We start from the raw sequence: 23,117 nt of genomic DNA on the forward strand, positions 1-23,117 counted from the left end.
GTCTTTTCCGTCTGGTTATTCCGGGATTCCCCAACAGGTTTTGCCGGCATTTCCCAACGATTTGAAGCGTAACGGGAGATTTGCCCAAAACCGGCGTTTGAATCCCTTGCATTTTCGTCTAAAATAAGGAATACTGTATCATAGCCAATTTATTGTTGGTTAACTGTGGCCGTGGGTTATCAGTTAGCATCGGTTATCATGAAGGCTCGGTCGGCTTCACGAAAGCTTGACAGTGGCCCAAGTTTTCTAAATGAAAGGACGTGCCTTGGGTGAGTCAAATACTTGCACATCTGGAACGTGAAAAACTAAACGAAATGGCTTTGGTCGATATCGCATACGAAATTTTGCGTGAAACCAATCAAACCCACAATTTTCGCGATTTGATGGATCAATTGGCCGAGCTGCGCGGAATGAACGAAGAAGAAAAAATGGCTATCATCGCTCAAGTATATACCGAAGTGAACATTGACGGCCGTTTTGTCTGCCTGGGCGACAACAACTGGGGACTGAAGCGCTGGTACCCGACGGATACCGTCGAAGAAACTCAAGAAGGCGGCAAAAAGAAAAAGGTTATCCTCGACGACGACTTCGACGATTACGAGGCAGAGGAAGAGCTTGTCGAGGAATACGAAGAGGACGAGATCGCGATCTTCGAAGACGACGAGTTCACGGAAGAAGATGGAGACGATCTCGAAGAAGAGCTTGATCCCGACCTCGACGAAGATGAAGAGCTTGAGGAAGAAGAGCTTTTTGAAGAGGAAGACGACGATTTGGCAGACGAAGATCCTGTCGATGAATTCGACGATGAAAATGAAGATTTATAATTCTTGACTTACGCTTGGAAGACAAGATAAAATACTCCTTGGGCTTCACATGAAGAAGGATATTATATGGGAAACTACAAAACAAAAGTGCCCCTACCCGATTCGTTCGGGATAGGACTCGCTTTTGTTTTTTCTTTTTTGGGAGCCGTCTTCATTCGTGCATTCATCAATATCAACTGATCCAGGAAACAGGGGAAAGAGGGGACGTAAAACGATGACGAAGTACATTTTTGTGACAGGCGGGGTCGTATCCTCGTTAGGAAAAGGGATTACTGCGGCTTCTCTGGGCAGACTCCTGAAAAACAGAGGGTTAAAGGTTTCGATTCAAAAATGTGACCCATACATCAACGTCGATCCGGGTACGATGAGCCCGTATCAGCACGGCGAGGTATTTGTGACCGATGACGGGGCAGAGACGGACCTGGACTTGGGCCACTACGAGCGCTTTATCGACATCAACCTGAGCGCCAACTCCAACGTAACGACCGGAAAAATTTACTCGACCGTAATCGCGAAGGAGCGCCGGGGCGATTATTTGGGCGGAACCGTGCAGGTTATTCCGCACATTACCAACGAAATCAAGGACCGCATTTTCCGTTCGGGACAAGAGACCGGAGCTGACGTCGTGATTACCGAAATCGGCGGAACCGTCGGCGATATCGAGAGTCTCCCGTTCCTTGAAGCGATCCGCCAGATCAAGAGCGATATTGGACGCGAAAACGTGATGTACATTCACGTGACACTGGTCCCGTATATCAAAGCCGCTGGCGAAATGAAAACAAAACCGACCCAGCACAGCGTGAAAGAGCTGCGCAGCCTGGGCATTCAGCCAAACGTCATCGTGACCCGTACAGAACAGCCTCTGTCCCAGGACATGAAGGACAAGCTGGCACTGTTCTGCGACATCGACAAAAACGCTGTGATCGAGTGCGTAGATGCGGAAACGTTGTATGACGTGCCGCTCCAGCTGCAAGCGCAGGGACTTGACGACTATGTCTGCCGTCATCTCGGACTCACCTGCCAGGAAGCGGACATGACAGAGTGGAAAGCACTCGTGGCCAAGATCAAAAACCTGTCCAAGACAACCCGTATTGCCATTGTCGGCAAATACGTCGAATTGCCGGATGCTTACCTGTCTGTAGCCGAGGCTCTGCATCATGCCGGTTTTGCCAATGACTCGGCGATCAAGATCAAGTGGGTAAGCGCAGAAGAAGTTACTCCGGAAAACGTGCACGAATTGCTGGGCGATGTAGACGGCATTCTCGTACCGGGCGGTTTCGGGGATCGCGGTATCGAAGGCAAAATTACAGCTACCCGCTACGCTCGTGAGAACAAGGTCCCATTCCTGGGAATCTGTCTGGGGATGCAAATCTCGGTGATTGAATTTGCCCGCCATGTAGCTGGCATGGACGGAGCCAACAGCTCCGAGATCAACCCCGATACGAAATACCCCGTCATCGACCTGCTGCCTGAGCAAAAGAATATCGAGGACAAAGGCGGTACCATGCGTCTGGGCCGCGGACCGACAAAAGTTCTCGAAGGAAGCCTGGCAGAGCGTGCTTACAACAGCACCATGGTGTACGAGCGCCATCGCCACCGCTATGAAGTAAACAACGACTACCGCGAGCAGCTCGCTAAGCTGGGCATGCGCTTCTCCGGTACGACTCCAGACGGACGTCTGGTAGAAATCGTGGAAGTGGCAGACCACCCATGGTTCCTGGCGACCCAATTCCATCCGGAGTTCACGTCCCGTCCGAACCGTCCGCAGCCGTTGTTCCGCGATTTTGTACACGCATCTCTGACCAATAAACGATAGTAAGCCAAAGAAAAACGCACGAGCGGATTTAGCCTCCGCTGGTGCGTTTTTGCATGCTCCAAACCAGTCTGCCCGGATAGGTGCAGGAGCTGGATTAATTTTCCAAAAAACAGTGCGCGTGGAACCTTTTCGCCCTCCCTCTACGTCTGAAACAGAGGAGCGATCCAGGCGACCCAGTATGCGGCGGGCACGAGCAAAAGCTGTGCCAGCAACGTGCCGAAAAAGCGCGAGATCATCAGTCCCAAATAGATGTCGCGGATATGTGTCATCTCGCTCTGCCCTTGCATCGCCTTGTCTGTCAAGAGTCCCACTTGCGGATCGATGAAAATGGTCAGGATGATCGTGGCGATGCCGTTGATGGTCCCGGATGCCGACAAGACTGTCGCCTTGAACTCGGGCACAAGCAGCGAAGCGTAAAGGGTGGCTAGCACGCCGGTCGTGTAGATTCCGGTAACCATACAATTTAAAAGCAGCAGCCTGTACGGGATGCCCTTGATCCGAAAGCGGGCGAGGTCAGGCAGGCGCGGCAAGCGTATGTGATGCTTGACCTGACGGATACTATGGATGGAAACAGTCGTCTTTAGCATCTGGGGAAGCGAGCCTGTCAGCTCCAGGTGGGCGATCAGCCGTTTTGACAGCTGCACGAGTGTCGGAAACAGCAGAATAGCCGCCAATGTCCCCAGTGACGCCATACCGATGATCATGTGCAGAAAGGGAAGGACATCCGTATTTTCAGCAGACGCATGGTCGATCAGTCCCCCGGTGAACGGAGCCTGTATCATGTTGGAGGTGCGGGAGACGAGGACGATAATTCCGGTCAGGGAGAGCGCTACGGCGAGCCTCCCGGTCTGTATGCCAGCGTACCGCAGCGCGTAGGAGAGCGTCTCCGATGTATGGATAACGAAGGTAAACAGGCAAATAATCCAAACCATGTTCATGGCAGCGGGGTCTCCTCACATATACGAATGGTTGCCAATTATTATACTCGAAGACGGGGATGCGGGAAAATTTCAAGGACAGGAGCAGGATTTTCCTGAATTTAGGCGAATCAAGGTTATAAAGTTTACGGCCTTATAAGCAGGGGGATGGACGAAACATGCAGGATAAACGGGATAAAAAAGTGTTGGTTGTCGATGATCAGTACGGCATACGAATCCTGCTGTACGAGGTTCTTGGCAAGGAAGGCTATAAAACATTCCAGGCTGCGAATGGGAAGATGGCTCTGGAAATCGTCGAAAAAGAGTCTCCGGATCTGGTCATTCTGGATATGAAAATCCCCGGGATGGATGGCATCGAGATTTTGAAGCACATCAAAAAAATCAATCAGGATATCAAGGTTATCATGATGACGGCCTACGGCGAACTGGACATGATTAAAGAAGCGACACAGCTGGGGGCGTTGACACACTTCACCAAGCCGTTTGATATTGACGAGCTTCGCCTCGCTGTTCATCAGCAGTTGGCCTGTTGAGCAATCCTGGATATATCTATCAAGACAAGCGTACCTGTTAACAAGCAGATGTCTGTGGTATAATAAGCCACGTTACAGAGTCTGCTAAGGAGGATTATCATATGCCACTAGTACCTATGACCGCTTTTACCGAAGACGTCAAGAAGCATAAATATGCTGTCGGACAGTTCAACCTCAATAACCTGGAGTTTACGCAAGCGATTACGGAAGCTGCTATGGAAGAGAAATCCCCGGTCATTTTCGGCGTGTCTGAAGGCGCACTCAAGTACATGGGCCTGGATTACACGGTCGCGATTGCCAAGGTAGCGGCAGAGCGCTCCGGCGTTCCTGTTGCGCTGCACCTCGATCACGGCAGCAACTTTGACATCGTCATGAAATGTATCCGTGCCGGCTTTTCTTCCGTGATGTTCGACGGATCTCACCATTCGTTCGAGGACAACATTCGCCTGACGAAACAGGTTGTGGAGGCTGCCCACGCAGTTGGCGTCTCTGTTGAAGGCGAGCTCGGTACCATTGGCGGAGTAGAAGATGATCTGTCTGTTGACGAAGAAGACGCTACTCTTGCAAATCCTGAAGAAGCGATCCGTTTCTGGGAAGAAACCAAAGTAGATTACCTGGCTATTGCTGTCGGTACAGCGCATGGCATGTACAAAGGCGAGCCGAAAATCCGTTTCGACATTATCGAGAAGGTTGCAAACAGCATCGGTTCCCCGATCGTTCTTCACGGCGGTTCCGGTGTTCCGGACGAAGCGATCGTCAAATCGATTTCTCTCGGTGTCGGAAAAATCAACGTAAATACAGAAAGTCAAGTCGCATGCACGGAAACAGTACGCAAGGTGCTGGCAGCCAAGCCGAACGAGATCGACCCGCGCAAGTATCTCGGTCCGGCTCGCGAGGCGATCAAGGAAGTTGTCAAAGGCAAAATGCGCCTGTTCGGCAGCAGCAATCGTGCGTAACCAAGGAGGTCCATCATGCGCTTTTTGATTGATACGGCAAACGTCGATGAAATCCGCGAGATTCACGAGTGGGGCGTAGTGGCGGGGGTCACGACCAACCCTTCTCTGGTAGCCAAGGAAGGCCGCGATTTTATCGAGACCTTGAAAGAGATTATCGACATCGTAGACGGTCCGATCAGTGCAGAGGTCATCAGCACTGATGCCAAGGGCATGATCGAAGAAGGCGAAAAGCTTGCTTCTTTGTCCAAAAACATTGTCGTCAAGGTTCCGATGACGGCAGAAGGCCTGAAAGCAGTCAAGTATTTTGCCAAGCGGAAGATTCGCACCAATGTGACATTGGTCTTTTCGGCCAATCAAGCGCTGCTCGCAGCACGTGCCGGAGCGACGTATGTATCTCCGTTCCTGGGACGTCTGGATGACATCGGCCATGACGGCATGCAGTTGATCGAAGATATTGCGGAAATTTTCTCTGTTCACGGTATCGAGACAGAAATTATCGCCGCTTCGGTACGCCATCCAGTCCATGTGACGGAAGCCGCTCGTCGCGGAGCCCATTTTGCGACGATTCCCCACAAGGTCTTTCATCAGTTGATTGCGCATCCGTTGACTGACAGCGGTTTGGAGAAGTTCTTGTCCGACTGGGCAAAAATGCAAAAGTAAGTCCCACCAACTGATCGTGTTGTACGTATAAATATAAGAGCACCTTTTCCGCTGGGGAAGGTGCTCATTTCCCGATTAAGCCTGAGGAGAGCAAAACATGGAAAAGCTGATCATCAACGGGGGAACCCCGCTTCAGGGCTCGGTTACCATCAGCGGGGCAAAAAACAGTGCCGTTGCCCTGGTTCCTGCTGCGCTGCTGGCAGACGGGCCGGTTGTGATTGAGAATTTGCCGCATATTCAAGATGTGGAAATCTATCACGAACTCCTGCGAGAAATGGGAGCCGATGTGTTGTTCGAAGATGATTGGATGGAAGTGGACGGCCGCCCGATGAAGTCGATGCTGATGCCCAATGGACGCGTAAAAAAATTGCGCGCTTCTTATTATTTGTGGGGGGCGCTTCTGGCCAAGTTCGGGGAAGCGCGCGTCGGCTTGCCGGGAGGGTGCGACTTGGGGCCGCGTCCAGTCGACCTGCACATTAAAGGGTTTGAAGCACTCGGCGCCAAAGTGACGAACAAAAATGGTGTAATGACGATTCAAGCCCCGAATGGCAGATTGAAGGGCGCCCGTATTTACCTCGACCTGGTCAGTGTGGGGGCGACTATCAACATTATGTTGGCAGCCTCCAAGGCAGAGGGTGTCACGATTATCGAAAATGCGGCTCGCGAGCCGGAAATCGTCGATGTAGCTACCCTGCTCAACAATATGGGGGCCAACATCAAGGGAGCCGGGACCGATCTCATCCGGATCCAAGGGGTAGACCGCCTGCGCGGCTGTCGCCACACGATCATTCCCGACCGGATCGAAGCCGGAACGTATATGATAGCGGCAGCAGCGACCAATGGCAGCGTCACGCTTGAAAATGTGATTCCCAAGCATCTCGAGTCTGTCACAGCCAAACTGCGGGAGATCGGCGTGGACGTGCTGGAAATGGACGACTGTATTCAGGTGAACGGCAATGGGCAGTACCGATCCATTGATGTAAAGACGAGTCCGTACCCAGGCTTTCCGACGGACTTGCAGCAGCCGATCACGACGCTGCTCACTCTGGCTTCGGGGTCCAGCATTGTGACCGACAACATTTACAGCGCCCGTTTCCGCCATGTAGACGAGCTGCGCCGTATGGGTGCCAACCTGAAGATCGAGGGCCGTTCGGCAATTATCGAGGGAGGCAGCCAATTGAACGGCGCCAAGGTAGTTGCTTCCGACCTGCGGGCAGGCGCGGCTTTAGTCATCGCCGGTTTGGCTACGAACGGCGTGACAGAGGTGGAAGGTTTAGAGCATATCGACCGCGGGTATGAAAACCTTGTCAGCAAGCTGCAAAGCCTGGGAGCGAATGTTCGGCGGGTTAGCTTGGGAGAAAAGGAACGTCAACAGCAGTAACTCATTGCCAGGAGAGGAGTCTTCCAGAATGGAACGTAGTTTAACGCTTGAACTGGTACGTGTTACGGAGGCAGCCGCACTTGCCTCTGCGCGTTGGATGGGTCTCGGCAAAAAGGATGAGGCTGACGATGCGGCCACGACCGCAATGCGCAAAGAATTTGAAAACGTACCGATGGATGGGACAGTCGTCATCGGCGAGGGCGAAATGGATGAAGCCCCGATGCTGTATATCGGTGAAAAGCTGGGCCAGGGAGTCGCCCCGGCAGTCGATGTAGCCGTAGACCCGCTTGAGGGCACCAATATCGTTGCCAAGGGAACGTGGGGCGCTATCTCGGTTATCGCCGTTGCAGACAAAGGCAACCTGCTGCACGCCCCTGACATGTACATGGAGAAAATCGCCGTTGGCCCGAAAGCGGTGGGCAAGATCGACATCAACGCGCCCATCAAGGATAACCTGAAGGCGGTAGCCCAGGCGCAAGGCAAAGACATCAGCGACCTGGTCGCGATCGTGCTGGATCGGGACCGTCACCAGAAGATTATTCATGAAATCCGCGAAGCAGGTGCTCGCATCCGGCTGATTTCCGACGGAGACGTAGCCGCAGCGATCAACACGGCTTTTGAGGATACGGGTGTAGACATCCTGTTCGGTTCTGGAGGAGCTCCTGAGGGTGTTCTGGCTGCTGTAGCGCTCAAGTGTATGGGCGGTGAGATCCAGGGCAAGCTGCTGCCGCAAAATGCAGAGGAAGTGGAACGCTGCAAACGCATGGGATTGGTCAATCCTTATCAAGTGCTGCACATGGATGATCTGGTCAAAGGAGACGATGCTATCTTTGCCGCCACAGGCGTTACCGACGGTGAATTGCTGCAAGGCGTTCGGATTCAGGGCACGCGCGCTACGACTCATTCCGTCGTGATGCGAGCCAAGACAGGAACAATCCGTTTCATCGAAGGAACCCACCGCTTGGAACGCAAGCCTCGTCTGGTATTGTAATGCAGCAAATAGACGAAGATAGATGAAGAGTAAATAAAGAGTGGTGGAATTATGTTACTTTCAGAACTAGAAGAAAAGAAGTTGACCGATCTCTACAAGCTCGCGAAGGAGTATCAAATCCCTTATTACTCCCAGCTGAAGAAGAAGGAGCTGATCTTCGCCATCCTTCGAGCCAGAGCCGAAAGAGACGGTCTGATGTTTATGGAAGGGGTGCTGGAAATCCTGCCGGAAGGCTACGGATTCCTGCGCCCTATCAACTACCTCCCGAGCTCGGAGGACATTTACATCTCCCAGTCGCAGATTCGCCGATTTGATCTGAGGATGGGAGACTTGGTATCTGGTAAGGTGCGACCTCCCAAGGAAAATGAACGTTATTTCGGATTATTGCAAGTAGAGGCTGTAAACGGAGAAGACCCCGAATTGGCAGCCGAACGACTTCATTTCCCCGCCTTGACACCGTTATATCCTCAAAACAAACTCGTATTGGAAACGTCGCCAGAACGCGTTTCCGCCCGCCTGATGGATCTCATCGCCCCTGTTGGTCTCGGCCAGCGCGGTTTGATTGTAGCGCCCCCCAAGGCCGGCAAAACCATACTTCTCAAGGAAATCGCGAACAGCATCACTGCTAATCGGCCGGACATCCACCTGTTTGTTCTCTTGATCGATGAACGCCCGGAGGAAGTAACCGACATGCAGCGTTCTGTACAGGGAGAAGTAATCGCTTCCACATTTGACGAAGTTCCCGAAAACCATATCAAGGTAGCGGAGCTCGTGCTGGAAAGAGCCAAGCGGCTGGTCGAGCATAAGAAAGATGTCGTCATCCTGCTCGATTCGATTACCCGTCTGGCACGGGCCTACAACCTGGTTATCCCGCCCAGCGGACGTACGCTTTCGGGAGGTATTGATCCCGCCGCGTTCCACCGTCCGAAGCGGTTCTTCGGCTCGGCCCGCAACATCGAGGAAGGCGGCAGCCTGACGATTTTGGCGACTGCACTGGTAGAGACGGGTTCGCGCATGGACGATGTCATTTACGAGGAATTCAAAGGAACCGGCAATATGGAATTGCATCTGGACCGAAAGCTGTCCGAACGCCGCATTTTCCCGGCGATCGATATTCGCCGCTCCGGTACCCGGCGCGAAGAGCTGCTCCTTTCCAAGGAAGAATTGGAAAAGCTGTGGGCGATTCGCAAAAGCATGAACGAAACCTCGGAATACGTAGAGTCCTTTTTGAGGAAACTGGCAGACTCCAAAACAAACGAAGAATTTTTGCAAAGCATCGAAACGAAACAGACACGTGGAAAACAAAGCACAGTGACGGCGGGTTCTTAGACTCGCCGTCATTTTTTATGCGGACGAGGCATATCGTATAAAAGAGTGCTCGTGCAGATACTGAGGGCAAATCTGCCAGAAACGCAGGCGTGAAGGAGGAATGTCAGTGGATTACGAGCAGCTGCCGGCAGGGTGGGGGAGTCGCGACGAAGTGAAACAGGCCGTAGTCGAACAGGTCCTGTTTGAAGCATTTAACCCTTTTGCTTCCCTGGACAAACCGACTTCGACGAATAGAAGTGAAGTGATGACCTACACCGTAAAATACGGGGACACGATGTCGGAAATAGCCGAACGCTACGGATTGACGTTAAAACAACTGTTGGAGTTAAACAGGATGGTAAAGCCGAATCTGATGGGAATCGGCATGAAGCTGGTTTTGAATAAAGAAGAGATTACCCACTCCGTCAGGAGAGGGGAAACGGTGGACAGCATCGCCAGACGCTACAGTGTAAGCAAAGAAATGCTGCTGGAGCGAAACCCGCTGCTCCGGCTGATGGAGGACAACCTCTACATAGGTCAAACCATTCATATCCCCATCTCTGACATGAATTCGCTGACTGCCAAAGAGTGGCAGCGAAAGCGTAATGCGGTTACGACGGCCAGCCGCCAAGCCAACCGTTCGCGGGCTATGGATTGGCCGGTGAAGGAAGCGACTGTGACAAGCGGCTTTGGTACGCGGTGGGGAAGGATGCACAAAGGATTGGACATGTGGAACCAGAGCGAAGGGCAGACCCCGATCTACGCTGCGAAAGAAGGCGTTGTGGTGGAAGCGGGTGGAAATCGGGGCGGTTACGGCTTCATCGTCATTCTGGATCACGGGGAAGGCTTGCAGACGTATTATGCCCATATGCGCAAAATCATCGTGCAGCCGGGACAGCACGTGGAGCGGGGAGAAATGCTCGGCTACATGGGACGTACCGGCGATTCGACGGGTTACCATCTCCATTTTGAGGTCAGAGAGGATAACGTCCCCATGAATCCGCTTCGTTACCTCAGCAGGTAACCGTTCACATTTACATTGTCTGATCGTTGCGTTACAATGGGCTGAGCGAAAAAAGCGAGGCGATTGTACCATGTTTTTAGTGTACGCAGATGAAAAAGGCAATGTATACGACCACCCCGAGCTGCTCGCGGTGGCTCGCAATGGAGATATATTGACGGAAGTATTGGAAGAAGAATTGATTCCGCTGCCAGAGGGAGCTACACTCGTCAGCCTGCCCGATACCGTTCCGGTCGGGATGGACCCGGACACAGGCGAGATGGTAAAGCTCGACGGCTATACGTCGGTAGGAGCCTTGATCCCTCAAGGCTTTACACGGCTGCTGCTGCCTGGTTACGTGAAGACCGACAAAAATAGCAAGTTTCCGCTGTTTGGATATACAGCAGTTGTATGGAAAGACGATCGTTTCTGGGTAGCAGGCCGTCAGAGCGATGATCCGCACCAGTGGAACCCGCTGCATTTCCCGATGGACGAGCTTCGTCAGCGCGTAGAGAAGACGTTGGAGATGTTCCCGCAAAACCGGATTCTCCACCACCTGTCACACTGTGCATTGGAATACGAATGCCTGACAGCTTCCAACAACTTCTTCCATCGTTGGGAAGGAAGCCTGCCTGTCTCGTATACGTGCAATGCCGGCTGCTATGGCTGTATCTCCGAGCAGCCTGAGGACAGCGGTTTTCCGTCTCCGCAGACGCGGATGAACTTCAAGCCGACAGAGGACGAGCTGGTCGAGGTGATGCTGCATCATTTGCAGACACCGGAGAGCATTATCAGCTTTGGACAAGGCTGTGAAGGGGAGCCTTCCACGATGGCGTCCATCATCGTTCCGGCGATGCGCCGGGTGCGGGAACAGACAGATATGGGCTTTATCAACATCAACACGAATGCGGGCCTGACCGATCACATCAAGGGGATCGTCGATGCCGGTCTTGACCTGATGCGGGTGAGCATCATCAGCGCGATTGACGAGCATTACAACGCGTATTATCGTCCGCGCAACTACACGCTGGAAAATGTGGCCCGCTCGGCGGAGTACGCCGCTTCCAAAGGTGTGTACACGTCCATCAACTACTTGTGCTTCCCAGGCGTGTTCGACCGCGAAGAGGAAATGGAAGCGATGATCGAGTTTATCCGCCGGACAGGCATCAAGCTGATCCAGCTTCGCAACCTGAATATCGATCCCGAGAGCTATCTGGCAATGATCCCGCCAGCCAAGGGAGAGGTGTTCGGCATGAAGCAGGCAATCGAAATTTACCAGGAGGAATTGCCGGACGTCGTCATCGGTTCATTTACACATGTTCCGCCGGAGGATTTGCAGCGGAGGAAAAGGCTGGATAAGAAGTAAATTCAGTTGCTTTTCGATGCTGGCCATGCTACTATTTTCTATGTGTATTTTCTATATAACTCTGTTTCGGCAAACGATTCAGGGCGGAAAAGAGGTGTATGTGAGATGAAACCAGGAATTCATCCTAACTACAATGTAGTGAAAGTAACATGTGCATGCGGTAACGAATTCGAATCCGGTTCCGTGAAGCAAGCGCTGCGCGTGGAGATCTGCTCCAACTGCCACCCGTTCTTCACTGGTAAACAAAAATTCGTCGATGCTGGCGGCCGTGTGGACCGTTTCAAACGCAAATACAATCTTTCCTAATCGGAGATTGGAGCGACCAGGTAGAGCAATCTGCCTGGTTTTGTTTTTTTACCCCGATCACCAAAAATGCTCTTCCCGTCTGCCGGAATGAACCCATACAATAGATGTATAGGCTGTGGGAGACCCAGACCGTGCCCGAGATAAATACGTTTAACAAAAGCAAAGGGAGACAATAGACGTGGCGCAACTATATTTTCGCTATGGAGCAATGAACGCTTCCAAATCCATTCAGTTATTGACCGTGGCCCATAATTACGAACAGTCAGGAAAAAAAGTTCTGGTTTTCACACCCGCCATCGATGACCGCTACGGCGTCGGGAAGGTAGCCTCCCGGGTGGGGATTAGCCGCGAAGCCATTTCGATCGGGGATGACACCGATATATATGCGGTTGTGTCTGCCGAGGAGCCTTATCCTGATTGCGTTCTTGTGGACGAAGGACAGTTCTTGCATGCGGAACACGTTCAACAGCTGGTACGGATCGTCGATGAGCTGGATATACCGGTGATCGTGTACGGCTTATTGAAGAACTTTAAAAACGAATTATTCCCAGGCAGCGCCGGATTATTGAGCGAAGCGGACAAGATCGAGGAAATCAAAACGGTTTGTGTCTACTGCAATAAAAAAGCGACGCACATTCTGAAATACAAAAACGGCAAACCTGTATATACCGGAGAAACGATCGAGATCGGCGGAAACGACACCTACAGCAGCGTCTGCCGTCGCCATTACTACCACCCGCCGGTGGAATAGGCTGGCGTATGGCCGCTTTCCTGTTGTCTGTGCATGGAGATTTCATCTGCTGCGCACACTATGACAAACAGGAGGTGGCTTTTTTATGCGACGCCTGCCCTATGGAAAAAGCGCGGCAGCTGCATTCGGTGCTGCAGCTTTGTTGCTTGTGGCTGCGGTCGGCTGCGGCCGGACGATGCCGCAGGAAAAAAGCTATGGCGCCAACAGCTACGACCCGCAACAGCACGCTACGATCAAGAGTGACCGAAGCGGAGATATCATTGACAGAGGGGCTCCGCCGATGGAGGATCGCGATCCCTTGATGGGACGAAACCAGAACCCGAATCTGATCATCGGCCACGCCAACGTTCGCAATACTCAGGTTGACATGGACAACATGGAGAGGATGGCTAGATCGGTATCCGGTGTGGAGGATGCAAGGGTTACCCTTGTGGGCGGGAACGCATACGTTACGTTGGACTTGATCCCGAATGTAACGGCCAATCAGGCTCGCACCATCGAACAAGAAGTCATCGCGGCCTTGCGGCAAAAAATACCCCGCTATGATTTCCACGTCACGTCAAACGACGCGTATCACCGATAACCATCTGACGGCTCGGCTTGTCCGGGCTGTTTTTCATGAGCAGGAAAACACCGCCAGATCATGTATTTCTTTGACTTTTTCGGGGTTTCCCCCTATAATTATTCTGTTACTTTCAATATTTTTTTACTGGCAGGCTTCGCTTCCTGGCGATGGCACTGCAGTGCAAAACAGGAAGCTTTCTTCATAGGATTTTTAGTGAAAGCAAGTACTTAATTTTTTCGTAATGGGGTGAATGACAGTGTTCGAGCGCTTGTCTGCGGTTGAAGAGCGTTATGAAGAGGTAACCAATCTACTATGCGACCCCGATGTCATCAGTGACACCAAACGGCTGCGGGAACTGTCCAAGGAGCAGTCTTCTCTGGAGGAGACTGTGACCGTTTATCGTGAATACAAATCGGTAGTATCTCAGTATGAGGACGCAAAGGCGATGCAGGAAGAAAAGCTGGATGACGAGATGCGCGAAATGGTGAAAATGGAAATCGCGGAACTCGCCAAACGCAAGGAACAACTGGAAGATCGGTTGAAAATCCTGCTGCTGCCAAAAGATCCGAATGACGATAAAAACGTTATCGTGGAGATTCGCGGAGCTGCCGGTGGTGATGAAGCGGCGCTGTTCGCGTCCGATCTGTTCCGCATGTACACGCGTTATGCAGAGCGGCACGGTTTCAAGGTGGAAGTTCTGGAAGCCAATCCGACTGACATCGGCGGTTACAAGGAAATTGTCTTTTCTGTCAGCGGCCGTGGGGCCTATAGCAAGCTGAAATTTGAAAGCGGTGCACATCGCGTGCAGCGTATTCCGGCAACCGAGTCGGGCGGCCGGATTCACACGTCTACGTCTACGGTGCTGGTACTGCCGGAAGCCGAAGACGTCGAAGTGGAAATCAACGAAAAAGATATACGCATCGATACTTTCTGTTCCAGCGGTGCGGGTGGACAGAGCGTCAATACGACCAAGTCCGCTGTTCGTGTTACGCATATCCCGACAGGCATCGTGGTGTCCTGTCAGGACGAAAAATCGCAGCATTCCAACAAGGATAAAGCCCTGCGCGTACTGCGCGCCCGCCTGTACGATTACCACATGCAGCAGCAGATGGCGGAGCAGGATGCTACACGCAAAAGCCTTGTGGGAACGGGTGACCGGAGTGAGCGGATTCGCACGTACAACTTTCCGCAAAGCCGCGTGACCGATCACCGAATCGGCCTTACTCTGCATCGTCTCGAGGCGATCCTGGAGGGCGAGATCGACGAAGTGATTGAAAACCTGATGCTGCACGAACAGACGGAGCAGTTGAAAAGCCATGCACACACAGCTTGATTGGTCCGATGTCGTGACGATACGAGAAGCCCTTTCGCGGGCTTCTTCCTTTTTGCGCAAACAGGGAGTAGCCGATCCTATGTTTGAAGCGGAACTGCTGGTACGGCACTGTCTGGGCTGGGACCGGACGAGATTTTTGATTTCGATGGGCGAACCGATTCCGGTGGCAGCGCGCGACCAGCTTGCGGCCCTGTGCGAACGGCGGAGCCGCCGCGAGCCGCTTCAGTACATGTTTGGAACCCAGGAGTTTTACGGACGTCCCTTTCACGTCCGTCCCGGTGTTTTGATTCCGCGTCCCGAGACGGAGATACTCGTGGAGCAGCTGCTTTGCCGGGCGGAGAAGCTATGGCCGGCCGATCAATCGCTGCAGGTCGTCGATATCGGCACAGGCAGCGGAGCCATCTGTGTCACCATTGCTTGTGAACGGCCTCACTGGCAGGTCAGCACAGTGGATCTTTCTCCCGATGCTACGGCCATTGCCCGTGAAAATGCGGAGCAGCTCGGAGCCAGGGTCCGCTTTTTGCAAGGGGATCTGGTACAGCCGCTTTTGGAGGCCCATGAGCGCGTAGACATTCTCGTGTCCAATCCGCCTTATATACCAAGCCGCGATGTAGATGAGCTGGATGATGAAGTAAAGGCATATGAGCCTCGGCTCGCGCTTGACGGGGGAGACGACGGTCTGGACTGTTATCGCCGTCTCTGCGATGCCCTGCCAAGCCTTTTGAAGCAGACAGCTCTGGTCGGGTTTGAGGTTGGAATACATCAAGCCCGTGATGTCGCCAGTCTGATGAAGGCTTCAGGGGTGATTGACCAGGTAGAGATCGTCGCTGATTTGGCTGGAATCGACCGCGTCGTAATCGGGATCAGAACGGGTCGGAAGGAATAGAGAGGAAACAGAGGGGTAGAAGAAATCGAAGATAAATCAAAGAAAGCGGCTCAAGCAGCCGTTTTTTTGTTTTGTTATAATTGCAAAATATGGTATTATATGGTTGGTTGATGGCGTGAACAACTATGCAAAAATAGGCAGCTGCAGATCTTCGTCTGAATCTTTCAAATCGATAGGTATATTCCCAAGCCTCCCTGTCCATACTGATTTCTAAAGAGAGACAGAAGAGAAATCAGTTATGAGAGGGAGAAGGGTATCTATGAAACGGTTCTTTTTCGTAGCGTTTAGCTTTTTGACACTGATGATGAGCTGGGAGGGACAGCTTACATCCGCCAACGTGCTCGACAATGGACCGATCCCTCAGGAGTCTATCCGACTGCGAATTATCGCCAACAGCGATTCCATACAAGACCAGTGGCTGAAGCGGGAAGTCCGCGATGCCATTATCGATCAAATGAACGTCTGGGTAAAAGACATCCGTTCCTACGATGAAGCGAAGGCGGTCGTCGCCAGCAAATTGCCGGAGCTGCAGGCACTTGTCGATAAGACCATGCGCGAACGGGGCTTCTCGTATAAAGCAGAAGTTGATTTTGGACGGGTGCCGTTTCCAACGAAGCTGTACGGCTCCTACGTCTATCCCGCAGGTGATTACGAAGCGCTCCGCGTCCGCATCGGCGATGCACAGGGACAAAATTGGTGGTGCGTACTGTTTCCGCCGCTCTGCTTTATCGACATGTCCAACGGCGACGCGATCGCGTCCGCTCAAGTTGAAAATGAAAGTGAATCACTCCCAACGAAAACAGCAGCCGATGCCAAAGCACCGACTGCCGACTTGGAACCTATATCGAAAAATACCGGGGAAAACGCTCCTCTGAACGATCTGGAAGAAGAGCGCGCGTCCCATCAGCAGTGGCGCCTGTCTCGCATGGAAGAAAGCTGGATGGGAGCCACAGCCGAAACCAACGATCATCAGGATGCTGGTGACATATCTGTACAAGCCTTTTCAGGAAGTGTCTCTGTACAAGAGCAGTCTCGGGAAGACGCAGGCCAAAGCGAGGAGACTGCCCCTGTACAGCCAAAAGTGGAAGTCCGTTTTTACCTCTGGGACAAGCTGGCTTCCCTCTTCTAACCAAGCCCCTCTCCTGCCTGTTCCTTATGGAGCAGGCTTTTTTTAATGGCTGGGCTCTTCCTTGCTTATAACTCATCCCGTTTGCACGATACAAACAAGCCTTACTTCAACAATTGGGCAACCTCCGGATTATACAGGTTAAAGACGTTCCCGGTAGGAATGGTGAAAGCAGGCATTCCAATGGCATAGGGACCGATTTCGTATTGGCCGAAATGAATGACAAGCTTGCCATTCTCGAAAGCAAACGACTGGTTTTCGGAAACGCCGGGGAATCCGTCCGCGATCCCGCTCAAATCCGGGTCTGCTTTGATTTGTTGGGCAATCAAATGGCTCAGGACATAGCGATAGTCATATCCAGGGCGGAAAAGATCGGAAAGCTGGAGGTTCTTCGCTTTTTCCACATTGGCGAGGTTGTAATAGACAACATCTGTTATCCCGTGGGCGCCCCCTGTGTAGCGGTACGTTTGAACGGCGAACGATACGAGCTTGCCGTTCATGTGCACTTCATAGGAGATGTCCAGAGCATGGGGCCGAAGCTCGTATCCGTATTTTTTGGCGGTGGCGGCATCTTCCTTGGCCATGTCTTGCGTTTCTTTGAGCGAGTCCTGGGCAAGTTTTTGCAGTTCAGCATTGAGCTTGGTCTCAAACGCCTTGTCTTTGAGTCCGCTGATGACAGGAATAGAAATCTTGGCCTCATACTCGGCCGTTTTGGCCTGAATCGTTTTCGGAGTGAAAACGACTCCCTGTACCTGAGCTTTTTGTGCAGGTGCAGCCGATGGCGCCGCTATGGCTGGCGTTGTTGCCGATGTGGCGGCAGCCATAGCGGGGGCGTTGACAGCGGCGAGCAAGAACGCTGCGCCAACAAGGCTGGTGACAATGGACTTGGACGGGGTTTTCATGCTTCCTCAATCCTTTCGCGGAAAAACAATGGATGTTATTTGATAGATAAATGATACTACAAGGAAACAAGGGCGAAGGTTAAAAAAAGTAACAGGATTGTTTTCCACCGACTGCCACAAGTTATTCACAAGTTATTCACAGGCTGTTGAAAACTTTTGCTTCCAACACTATACTTAAGGCACAAATCGTATACGAAGATGCGTATTGGAAAGGAATTTGACAGATGGCTTTGAAACGGAAAACAAAGGTATGGATTGTGGATAAAAATGTGGAAAATCTCCAAGCTTGTACACAGATTGTGGATGCAGCCCAATTTTTGCGTGATGGAGAAACCGTGGCTTTTCCTACGGAAACCGTATATGGTTTGGGGGCCGATGCATTGTCTGACGAGGCTGTGGAAAAAATATTCATGGCAAAAGGAAGACCGAGCGACAATCCACTGATTGTTCACATTGCAGATAAAGAGCAGGTTAACGATATTGCATCGTCTCTTCCGGAGAAAGGCGCTGCCCTGATTGAGGCGTTTTGGCCGGGACCATTGACTTTGATCCTGCCAAAAACAGAGAGAGTGGCTTCACTGGTGACGGCGGGTCTTGATACGGTGGGCGTGCGTATGCCGGATCATCCCGTCGCATTGGCGCTGATTAAACAGGCGGGGGTCCCTGTGGCGGCTCCCAGTGCCAATCGCTCGGGCAGACCCAGTCCTACGACAGCTGAGCATGTCATGGCAGACCTTGCAGGCAGGATCGTCGGCGTAGTAGACGGCGGAGCGACTGGCGTGGGTGTAGAGTCGACCGTGCTTGATGTAACGGTAGAGCCTCCGCTTATTTGCAGACCGGGCGGAATTACGCGCGAGCAACTGGAGGAAGTCATCGGAGAGGTGGCGATCGATCCGGCCTTTTTGCCGGATGCGGCAGAAGCTCCGCGCTCGCCGGGGATGAAGTACACGCATTACGCTCCAGAAGGGGAGATGTGGCTCGTCGATGGCGAGGAGTCCCGGGTGTACGAGCAGATGCGAGCCATGCTCGCCGAGGCAAAACGGCACGGGCGCAAGACGGGCGTGATGGCAACAATGGAATCGCTCCCCTACTGGCGGCAGCAGCAGGTAGCAGATGTGGTCATTTCTGTCGGTTCGCGCTCGGAGCTTGAACAGGTAGCCCAGCACTTGTACGGTGTTCTCCGGCAGTTTGACGACGAACAGGTGCAATTTATCGTCGGCGAGACATTTCCGCGCTCAGGCATCGGCATGGCTGTCATGAACAGGCTGGAAAAAGCTGCGGGAGGACGCATTTTGGCTGTGTAACGAAAGGTTTGGCTTTTATCAGCATGTCTAAACTCCCTCTTGTCCGCATAAAAGTGAAGACAGGAGGGGAGCGACGTGGACCTTGCCTTATTTCACTGGGGTCAGTTTCTGACTCTGCTCATGATTGCTCTTGCTTTGAGTATGGATGCCTTTTCACTCGGAGTAGGCGTGGGCATGATTGGCATTCGGCTGAGAGAGATACTGAAAGTGAGCGTTACGATTGGCTTGTTCCACATCGCTATGCCATTGGTCGGGATCGCAGTGGGCGGCTACTTATCCGATATGATCGGGGATATAGCGGTTTTCGTCGGGGGAACTGTCCTGATGGGCATCGGCGTACATATGATTTGGAACGGGTTTGCCAACGGTGACGAAAAAAGCATGCTGCGGACGAAGGGCTTCGGACTGCTTCTGTTTGCCTTCAGCGTCAGCCTGGACGCATTGACGGTAGGGTTTTCGTTCGGACTGATGGAGATCAACCGGTTTCTGGCAGTCACATTGTTTGGCATAATGGGAGGAACGATGTCTTATTGTGGACTGCTGATCGGGCGGAGTATGGGAGGATGGCTGGGGGAATACAGCGAAGTATTAGGAGGACTTATCCTGCTTGGTTTTGGGTTGAAATTTATCCTGTGAAGCGACTATGGCCCGGCAGCTTCTCCTCAAGCGGGCAGCCCGGATCGGCTTTGCCCTTTTGTCCATTCCGGGAGGCGAAAGGCAGCGCACAAGGAAGGAGTTGAAAGCATGAAACGGATTTTGTTTGTATGCACGGGAAATACATGCCGCAGTCCGATGGCAGAGGCGTTGTTTCGGACACTTGCGGCAGGCAGCGATTGGGAAGTGAGGTCTGCGGGCGTGGCTGCATACGAAGGGCAGCCGGCTTCTCAGCAGGCTGTTCAAGTATTGGCGGAGTGCGGAATCGATCACAACCATCAGGCTACGCGGATAAACGGTGACCTGATCCTTTGGGCTGACCTGATTCTGACGATGGCCCACAGTCACAAGTCGCTGATTGTCAGCTACTTTCCTGAGGCGCAGCAAAAAGTGTTTACTTTGAAAGAATACGTCGGCGCCAATGACGGGGGCGATATTGCCGATCCGTTCGGCGGTACGGTCGAGGAATACCGCAAATGTGCCCGTGAAATCCAGGTCCTGTTGGACAAGCTTTGGGCTCACTTGTCCCGGCAGCAGTAGATTGCTGGACCAGACAAAAGATGCCCGGATCCAATCCGATAGCAATTGTCGCAAGTTTTTGGTAGACTTTTACCTAAACCTTGCTAATGGACGAACATTATCTTTGTTTTTAGTAAAAATGTTCACTTTTTACCGGGCGTTATCTGAGTTATAATAAAAATAGCAAAAGCGTAAGCGAGGGATACTGATGAAAGTGGCGATTGGTGCCGACCACGGTGGATATAAATTAAAAGAGGAAATCAAGAAGCTGCTGGCGACGATGAACGTGGAAGTGGCCGATTTCGGCTGCTCTTGCGAAGACTCGGTCGACTACCCGGACTATGCTCTTCCTGTTGCGGAAAAGGTAGCGGCAGGAGAATTTGACCGAGGCATTTTGGTGTGCGGGACAGGGATCGGGATGTCGATCGCAGCCAACAAGGTTCCCGGCATCCGCTGCGCACTTGTCCATGACACATTTTCGGCGAGAGCGACGAGGGAGCACAACAACACCAACGTGCTGGCAATGGGTGAGCGGGTTATCGGCCCCGGCCTTGCCCTTGACATCGTCAAGATTTGGCTGGAGACCGATTTCCAAGGAGGCCGCCACGAGCGCCGCGTGGAGAAGATCACCGAGATCGAAGCCAAACATGCGGGAGTGAAGTAAGGTGGACCTGCTTCGCATCGAACAGCAAGCCAGGGAAGTCGTTTCCGAGGTAGCGGGCTTGGCCGAGCTTCGGCCGGGCATGCTGCTTGTTATCGGCTGCAGCACCAGCGAGGTGGCCGGCAAACACATTGGCAAAGCGGGCAGCCGGGAGGTGGCGGAGGCCCTGTTCCGGGGAATTTCCGCTGCGGCGCAAGAACGGGGATTTTCGCTGGCTTTCCAATGTTGCGAACATTTGAACAGAGCTCTCGTCGTCGAGCGGGAGACGATGGAGAAATGCGGGCTTGAGGAGGTCTCTGTCGTGCCTGTTCCCAGCGCGGGCGGCTCAATGGCAGCTTGCGCCTTTGAACAGATGGCAGCTCCCGTTGTTGTCGAGCACATAAAGGCTCACGCGGGCATCGACATCGGAGATACCCTGATCGGAATGCATCTGAAGCATGTAGCGGTACCGGTCCGGCCGACCATTCGCCAGATCGGAGAGGCGCATGTAACGGCAGCGCGCACCCGTCCGAAGCTGATCGGCGGTTCCCGTGCCGTCTATGAGCGCACCTCGTCCAATCAAAGCTGCATGTGACTGTGGCATTTTCGCCAGTTATGGCTGTTCCCCTTTGCGGGAACCCCTTTTCATAACTAAAACAAAGATCCAGGAGGAGAAAAAACCATGCTAGAGTTTTTGCGCAAACAGGACCCACAAGTAGCGGAAGCGGTCGGTCTGGAACTGGGCAGACAGCGGGACAAAATCGAGCTGATCGCATCTGAAAACTTCGTCAGCCGTGCCGTCATGGAAGCGATGGGAACGGTATTGACCAACAAGTACGCTGAAGGCTATCCAGGCCGTCGTTACTACGGTGGCTGTGAATATGTAGACATCGTGGAAAACATCGCGCGCGACCGCATCAAGGAACTGTTTGGTGCCGAACACGCCAATGTACAGCCTCACTCCGGCGCCCAAGCCAATATGGCTGTCTACTTCACCATATTGAAGCCGGGCGATACCGTGCTGGGGATGAACCTGTCTCACGGCGGGCACTTGACGCATGGCAGCCCGGTCAACTTCTCCGGGTCTCTCTACAATTTCGTCGAATACGGAGTGGACGAGCAATCCCATCTGATCAATTACGATGATGTGCGCGCCAAAGCGCTTGAGCACAAGCCGAAGCTGATCGTGGCAGGAGCCAGCGCGTATCCGCGCACGATTGACTTTGCCAAATTCCGTGAAATCGCCGACGAGGTCGGTGCGTACTTCATGGTGGATATGGCCCATATCGCCGGACTTGTGGCGGCTGGACTGCATCCGAATCCGGTGCCGCATGCGCACTTCGTTACCTCGACCACGCACAAGACCCTGCGCGGTCCTCGCGGCGGTCTGATTCTGTGCAAGGAAGAATTTGCCAAGGCTATCGACAAGTCCGTATTCCCGGGCGTGCAAGGCGGGCCGTTGATGCACGTCATCGCAGCCAAGGCCGTTTCATTTGGCGAAGCGCTCCAGCCTGAATTCAAGGCGTACGCCCAGCAAATCGTAAACAACGCCCGCGCCTTTGCCGAAGCCCTGCAAGCAGAGGGATTGACGCTCGTCTCTGGCGGAACGGACAACCACCTCGTCCTCGTAGATGTGCGCAACCTCGGCCTGACTGGAAAAGTGGCTGAGCATCTGCTCGATGAAGTCAATATCACGACCAACAAAAATACGATTCCTTACGATCCGGAAAGCCCGTTTGTCACCAGCGGTGTCCGCATGGGTACCCCGGCAGTGACCAGCCGCGGATTTGACGAAGCAGCGATGAAGGAAGTAGCAGCCATCATTGCGCTCACCCTGAAAAACCCGGAAGATGCGGCCAAGCACGAGGAAGCAAGACAACGCGTCTCCGCCCTCTGCCAACGCTTCCCGATGTACGAAGGCCTGACTGTATAAGCGGGAAAGGCTGGAAAGATAAGGTCGGTACACCTGCAAGTACATCAAGCGACATCATTAGCAAATTACAAATAGCAAACATAGTAAAAAGGCCTCGCAAGCATAAGCGGGGCCTTTTTTCGTCTATAGAAACCATCCAATCATCCAAAAGCTACGAGGCCCACACAAAAGCAACGGCCAAGGTACATCCGTCCGATCTATCCTCCACCTCTTCGATCTTGCCAACGAAAAGCCCAAAGACCGATCCACCCCAACGGATGTAGAGATGAAAGCGGAGAAAAAAGCGAAGGGTCTTTGGGACACCTCCCAGGCCATGGTCCAAAAGCGGAACACGCTTTTAGCGGCCAACCTCTGAGACACCCCCAGAATCAACGACTTTTGGCCGCGTTCCGCTTTTGGAGCAGGGCCGGACAGCGCATACCCCC

At 52.9% G+C, this 23,117-nt stretch carries 24 protein-coding genes; 22 read left to right on the forward strand and 2 right to left on the reverse strand.

Annotated elements, in window-relative coordinates:
- Nucleotides 1–269: 269 nt before the first annotated feature.
- The gene (gene rpoE, locus V5G20_RS03105; RefSeq protein WP_003388457.1) at nucleotides 270–824 is read left to right on the forward strand and encodes a DNA-directed RNA polymerase subunit delta; all 555 of its coding nucleotides are present in this window, start codon (nucleotides 270–272) and stop codon (nucleotides 822–824) included.
- Nucleotides 825–1,038: 214 nt separating this feature from the next.
- Nucleotides 1,039–2,640, forward strand: a complete 1,602-nt coding sequence (locus tag V5G20_RS03110) for a CTP synthase (protein WP_003388456.1) — start codon at nucleotides 1,039–1,041, stop codon at nucleotides 2,638–2,640.
- 140 nt (nucleotides 2,641–2,780) lie between these two features.
- Here V5G20_RS03110 and V5G20_RS03115 read toward each other — a convergent pair whose 3' ends face one another.
- Entirely contained in the window at nucleotides 2,781–3,578 is a 798-nt protein-coding gene (locus V5G20_RS03115; protein ID WP_031932681.1) for a lipid II flippase Amj family protein, read from the reverse strand.
- Between the two features lie 158 nt (nucleotides 3,579–3,736).
- Here V5G20_RS03115 and V5G20_RS03120 point away from each other — a divergent pair, with 158 nt between their 5' ends.
- The 14 genes from V5G20_RS03120 (at nucleotide 3,737) to spoIIR (ending at nucleotide 16,743) form a co-directional block, all read left to right on the forward strand.
- Nucleotides 3,737–4,111 (forward strand): response regulator, encoded by a 375-nt coding sequence (locus V5G20_RS03120; protein WP_003388454.1) that lies wholly within the window; start codon nucleotides 3,737–3,739, stop codon nucleotides 4,109–4,111.
- A 101-nt stretch (nucleotides 4,112–4,212) separates the two neighbouring features.
- On the forward strand, nucleotides 4,213–5,067 hold the full coding sequence (gene fba / locus V5G20_RS03125; RefSeq protein ID WP_003388453.1) for a class II fructose-1,6-bisphosphate aldolase: 855 nt from the start codon (nucleotides 4,213–4,215) through the stop codon (nucleotides 5,065–5,067).
- Between the two features lie 15 nt (nucleotides 5,068–5,082).
- The gene (fsa, locus tag V5G20_RS03130; protein WP_003388452.1) at nucleotides 5,083–5,727 is read left to right on the forward strand and encodes a fructose-6-phosphate aldolase; all 645 of its coding nucleotides are present in this window, start codon (nucleotides 5,083–5,085) and stop codon (nucleotides 5,725–5,727) included.
- A 97-nt stretch (nucleotides 5,728–5,824) separates the two neighbouring features.
- Entirely contained in the window at nucleotides 5,825–7,108 is a 1,284-nt protein-coding gene (locus tag V5G20_RS03135) for a UDP-N-acetylglucosamine 1-carboxyvinyltransferase (RefSeq protein WP_003388450.1), read from the forward strand.
- A 28-nt stretch (nucleotides 7,109–7,136) separates the two neighbouring features.
- Complete coding sequence (glpX, locus tag V5G20_RS03140) at nucleotides 7,137–8,099, forward strand: class II fructose-bisphosphatase (RefSeq protein ID WP_003388449.1); 963 nt, start codon at nucleotides 7,137–7,139, stop codon at nucleotides 8,097–8,099.
- A gap of 51 nt (nucleotides 8,100–8,150) precedes the next feature.
- Entirely contained in the window at nucleotides 8,151–9,428 is a 1,278-nt protein-coding gene (rho, locus tag V5G20_RS03145; protein ID WP_024983748.1) for a transcription termination factor Rho, read from the forward strand.
- A 106-nt stretch (nucleotides 9,429–9,534) separates the two neighbouring features.
- Nucleotides 9,535–10,431, forward strand: a complete 897-nt coding sequence (locus tag V5G20_RS03150; RefSeq protein ID WP_003388447.1) for a M23 family metallopeptidase — start codon at nucleotides 9,535–9,537, stop codon at nucleotides 10,429–10,431.
- A gap of 70 nt (nucleotides 10,432–10,501) precedes the next feature.
- Nucleotides 10,502–11,773 (forward strand): radical SAM protein, encoded by a 1,272-nt coding sequence (locus V5G20_RS03155; RefSeq protein WP_003388446.1) that lies wholly within the window; start codon nucleotides 10,502–10,504, stop codon nucleotides 11,771–11,773.
- A gap of 105 nt (nucleotides 11,774–11,878) precedes the next feature.
- Nucleotides 11,879–12,079: a 50S ribosomal protein L31 gene (rpmE, locus tag V5G20_RS03160; RefSeq protein WP_003388445.1), complete on the forward strand. Its 201-nt coding sequence runs from the start codon at nucleotides 11,879–11,881 to the stop codon at nucleotides 12,077–12,079.
- Nucleotides 12,080–12,257: 178 nt separating this feature from the next.
- Nucleotides 12,258–12,830: a thymidine kinase gene (locus tag V5G20_RS03165; protein ID WP_024983749.1), complete on the forward strand. Its 573-nt coding sequence runs from the start codon at nucleotides 12,258–12,260 to the stop codon at nucleotides 12,828–12,830.
- A gap of 85 nt (nucleotides 12,831–12,915) precedes the next feature.
- Nucleotides 12,916–13,413, forward strand: coding sequence for a YhcN/YlaJ family sporulation lipoprotein (locus tag V5G20_RS03170; RefSeq protein ID WP_003388443.1), 498 nt, complete (start codon nucleotides 12,916–12,918; stop codon nucleotides 13,411–13,413).
- Between the two features lie 238 nt (nucleotides 13,414–13,651).
- Nucleotides 13,652–14,728, forward strand: a complete 1,077-nt coding sequence (gene prfA / locus V5G20_RS03175; protein WP_003388441.1) for a peptide chain release factor 1 — start codon at nucleotides 13,652–13,654, stop codon at nucleotides 14,726–14,728.
- Nucleotides 14,712–15,614, forward strand: coding sequence for a peptide chain release factor N(5)-glutamine methyltransferase (gene prmC, locus V5G20_RS03180; RefSeq protein ID WP_031932680.1), 903 nt, complete (start codon nucleotides 14,712–14,714; stop codon nucleotides 15,612–15,614). The genes prfA and prmC overlap by 17 nt, the downstream gene beginning before the upstream one ends.
- Before the next feature lie 259 nt (nucleotides 15,615–15,873).
- Nucleotides 15,874–16,743, forward strand: a complete 870-nt coding sequence (spoIIR, locus tag V5G20_RS03185; protein WP_311067970.1) for a stage II sporulation protein R — start codon at nucleotides 15,874–15,876, stop codon at nucleotides 16,741–16,743.
- 101 nt (nucleotides 16,744–16,844) lie between these two features.
- Here spoIIR and V5G20_RS03190 read toward each other — a convergent pair whose 3' ends face one another.
- Nucleotides 16,845–17,642 (reverse strand): DUF3298 and DUF4163 domain-containing protein, encoded by a 798-nt coding sequence (locus V5G20_RS03190; RefSeq protein WP_031932678.1) that lies wholly within the window; start codon nucleotides 17,640–17,642, stop codon nucleotides 16,845–16,847.
- 224 nt (nucleotides 17,643–17,866) lie between these two features.
- On the opposite strand from V5G20_RS03190, the gene V5G20_RS03195 reads away from it, so the two are divergent.
- From V5G20_RS03195 to glyA, 6 genes are all read left to right on the forward strand, one after another.
- Nucleotides 17,867–18,946, forward strand: a complete 1,080-nt coding sequence (locus tag V5G20_RS03195; RefSeq protein ID WP_171506715.1) for an L-threonylcarbamoyladenylate synthase — start codon at nucleotides 17,867–17,869, stop codon at nucleotides 18,944–18,946.
- Between the two features lie 75 nt (nucleotides 18,947–19,021).
- Nucleotides 19,022–19,582: a manganese efflux pump MntP family protein gene (locus V5G20_RS03200; protein WP_003388436.1), complete on the forward strand. Its 561-nt coding sequence runs from the start codon at nucleotides 19,022–19,024 to the stop codon at nucleotides 19,580–19,582.
- Between the two features lie 108 nt (nucleotides 19,583–19,690).
- The gene (locus V5G20_RS03205) at nucleotides 19,691–20,140 is read left to right on the forward strand and encodes a low molecular weight protein arginine phosphatase (protein WP_003388435.1); all 450 of its coding nucleotides are present in this window, start codon (nucleotides 19,691–19,693) and stop codon (nucleotides 20,138–20,140) included.
- A gap of 187 nt (nucleotides 20,141–20,327) precedes the next feature.
- Nucleotides 20,328–20,783: a ribose 5-phosphate isomerase B gene (rpiB, locus tag V5G20_RS03210; RefSeq protein WP_003388434.1), complete on the forward strand. Its 456-nt coding sequence runs from the start codon at nucleotides 20,328–20,330 to the stop codon at nucleotides 20,781–20,783.
- Nucleotide 20,784: 1 nt separating this feature from the next.
- Nucleotides 20,785–21,354, forward strand: coding sequence for a TIGR01440 family protein (locus V5G20_RS03215; RefSeq protein WP_003388433.1), 570 nt, complete (start codon nucleotides 20,785–20,787; stop codon nucleotides 21,352–21,354).
- Nucleotides 21,355–21,441: 87 nt separating this feature from the next.
- Nucleotides 21,442–22,692, forward strand: coding sequence for a serine hydroxymethyltransferase (gene glyA, locus V5G20_RS03220; protein ID WP_003388432.1), 1,251 nt, complete (start codon nucleotides 21,442–21,444; stop codon nucleotides 22,690–22,692).
- Nucleotides 22,693–23,117: the final 425 nt, after the last annotated feature.

Origin of the sequence: Brevibacillus borstelensis (assembly GCF_036700025.1) — a bacterium.
In the GTDB taxonomy this organism is placed as follows: Bacteria; Bacillota; Bacilli; order Brevibacillales; family Brevibacillaceae; genus Brevibacillus; species Brevibacillus borstelensis.

Coding starts and splice junctions, on each gene's coding strand:
- V5G20_RS03110 (WP_003388456.1), top strand. CDS start 1,039: ATGACGAAGTACATTTTTGTGACAGGCGGGGTCGTATCCTCGTTAGGA.
- V5G20_RS03115 (WP_031932681.1), bottom strand. CDS start 3,578: ATGAACATGGTTTGGATTATTTGCCTGTTTACCTTCGTTATCCATACA.
- V5G20_RS03120 (WP_003388454.1), top strand. CDS start 3,737: ATGCAGGATAAACGGGATAAAAAAGTGTTGGTTGTCGATGATCAGTAC.
- fba (WP_003388453.1), top strand. CDS start 4,213: ATGCCACTAGTACCTATGACCGCTTTTACCGAAGACGTCAAGAAGCAT.
- fsa (WP_003388452.1), top strand. CDS start 5,083: ATGCGCTTTTTGATTGATACGGCAAACGTCGATGAAATCCGCGAGATT.
- V5G20_RS03135 (WP_003388450.1), top strand. CDS start 5,825: ATGGAAAAGCTGATCATCAACGGGGGAACCCCGCTTCAGGGCTCGGTT.
- glpX (WP_003388449.1), top strand. CDS start 7,137: ATGGAACGTAGTTTAACGCTTGAACTGGTACGTGTTACGGAGGCAGCC.
- rho (WP_024983748.1), top strand. CDS start 8,151: ATGTTACTTTCAGAACTAGAAGAAAAGAAGTTGACCGATCTCTACAAG.
- V5G20_RS03155 (WP_003388446.1), top strand. CDS start 10,502: ATGTTTTTAGTGTACGCAGATGAAAAAGGCAATGTATACGACCACCCC.
- rpmE (WP_003388445.1), top strand. CDS start 11,879: ATGAAACCAGGAATTCATCCTAACTACAATGTAGTGAAAGTAACATGT.
- V5G20_RS03170 (WP_003388443.1), top strand. CDS start 12,916: ATGCGACGCCTGCCCTATGGAAAAAGCGCGGCAGCTGCATTCGGTGCT.
- prmC (WP_031932680.1), top strand. CDS start 14,712: ATGCACACACAGCTTGATTGGTCCGATGTCGTGACGATACGAGAAGCC.
- spoIIR (WP_311067970.1), top strand. CDS start 15,874: ATGAAACGGTTCTTTTTCGTAGCGTTTAGCTTTTTGACACTGATGATG.
- V5G20_RS03190 (WP_031932678.1), bottom strand. CDS start 17,642: ATGAAAACCCCGTCCAAGTCCATTGTCACCAGCCTTGTTGGCGCAGCG.
- V5G20_RS03195 (WP_171506715.1), top strand. CDS start 17,867: ATGGCTTTGAAACGGAAAACAAAGGTATGGATTGTGGATAAAAATGTG.
- V5G20_RS03205 (WP_003388435.1), top strand. CDS start 19,691: ATGAAACGGATTTTGTTTGTATGCACGGGAAATACATGCCGCAGTCCG.
- rpiB (WP_003388434.1), top strand. CDS start 20,328: ATGAAAGTGGCGATTGGTGCCGACCACGGTGGATATAAATTAAAAGAG.
- glyA (WP_003388432.1), top strand. CDS start 21,442: ATGCTAGAGTTTTTGCGCAAACAGGACCCACAAGTAGCGGAAGCGGTC.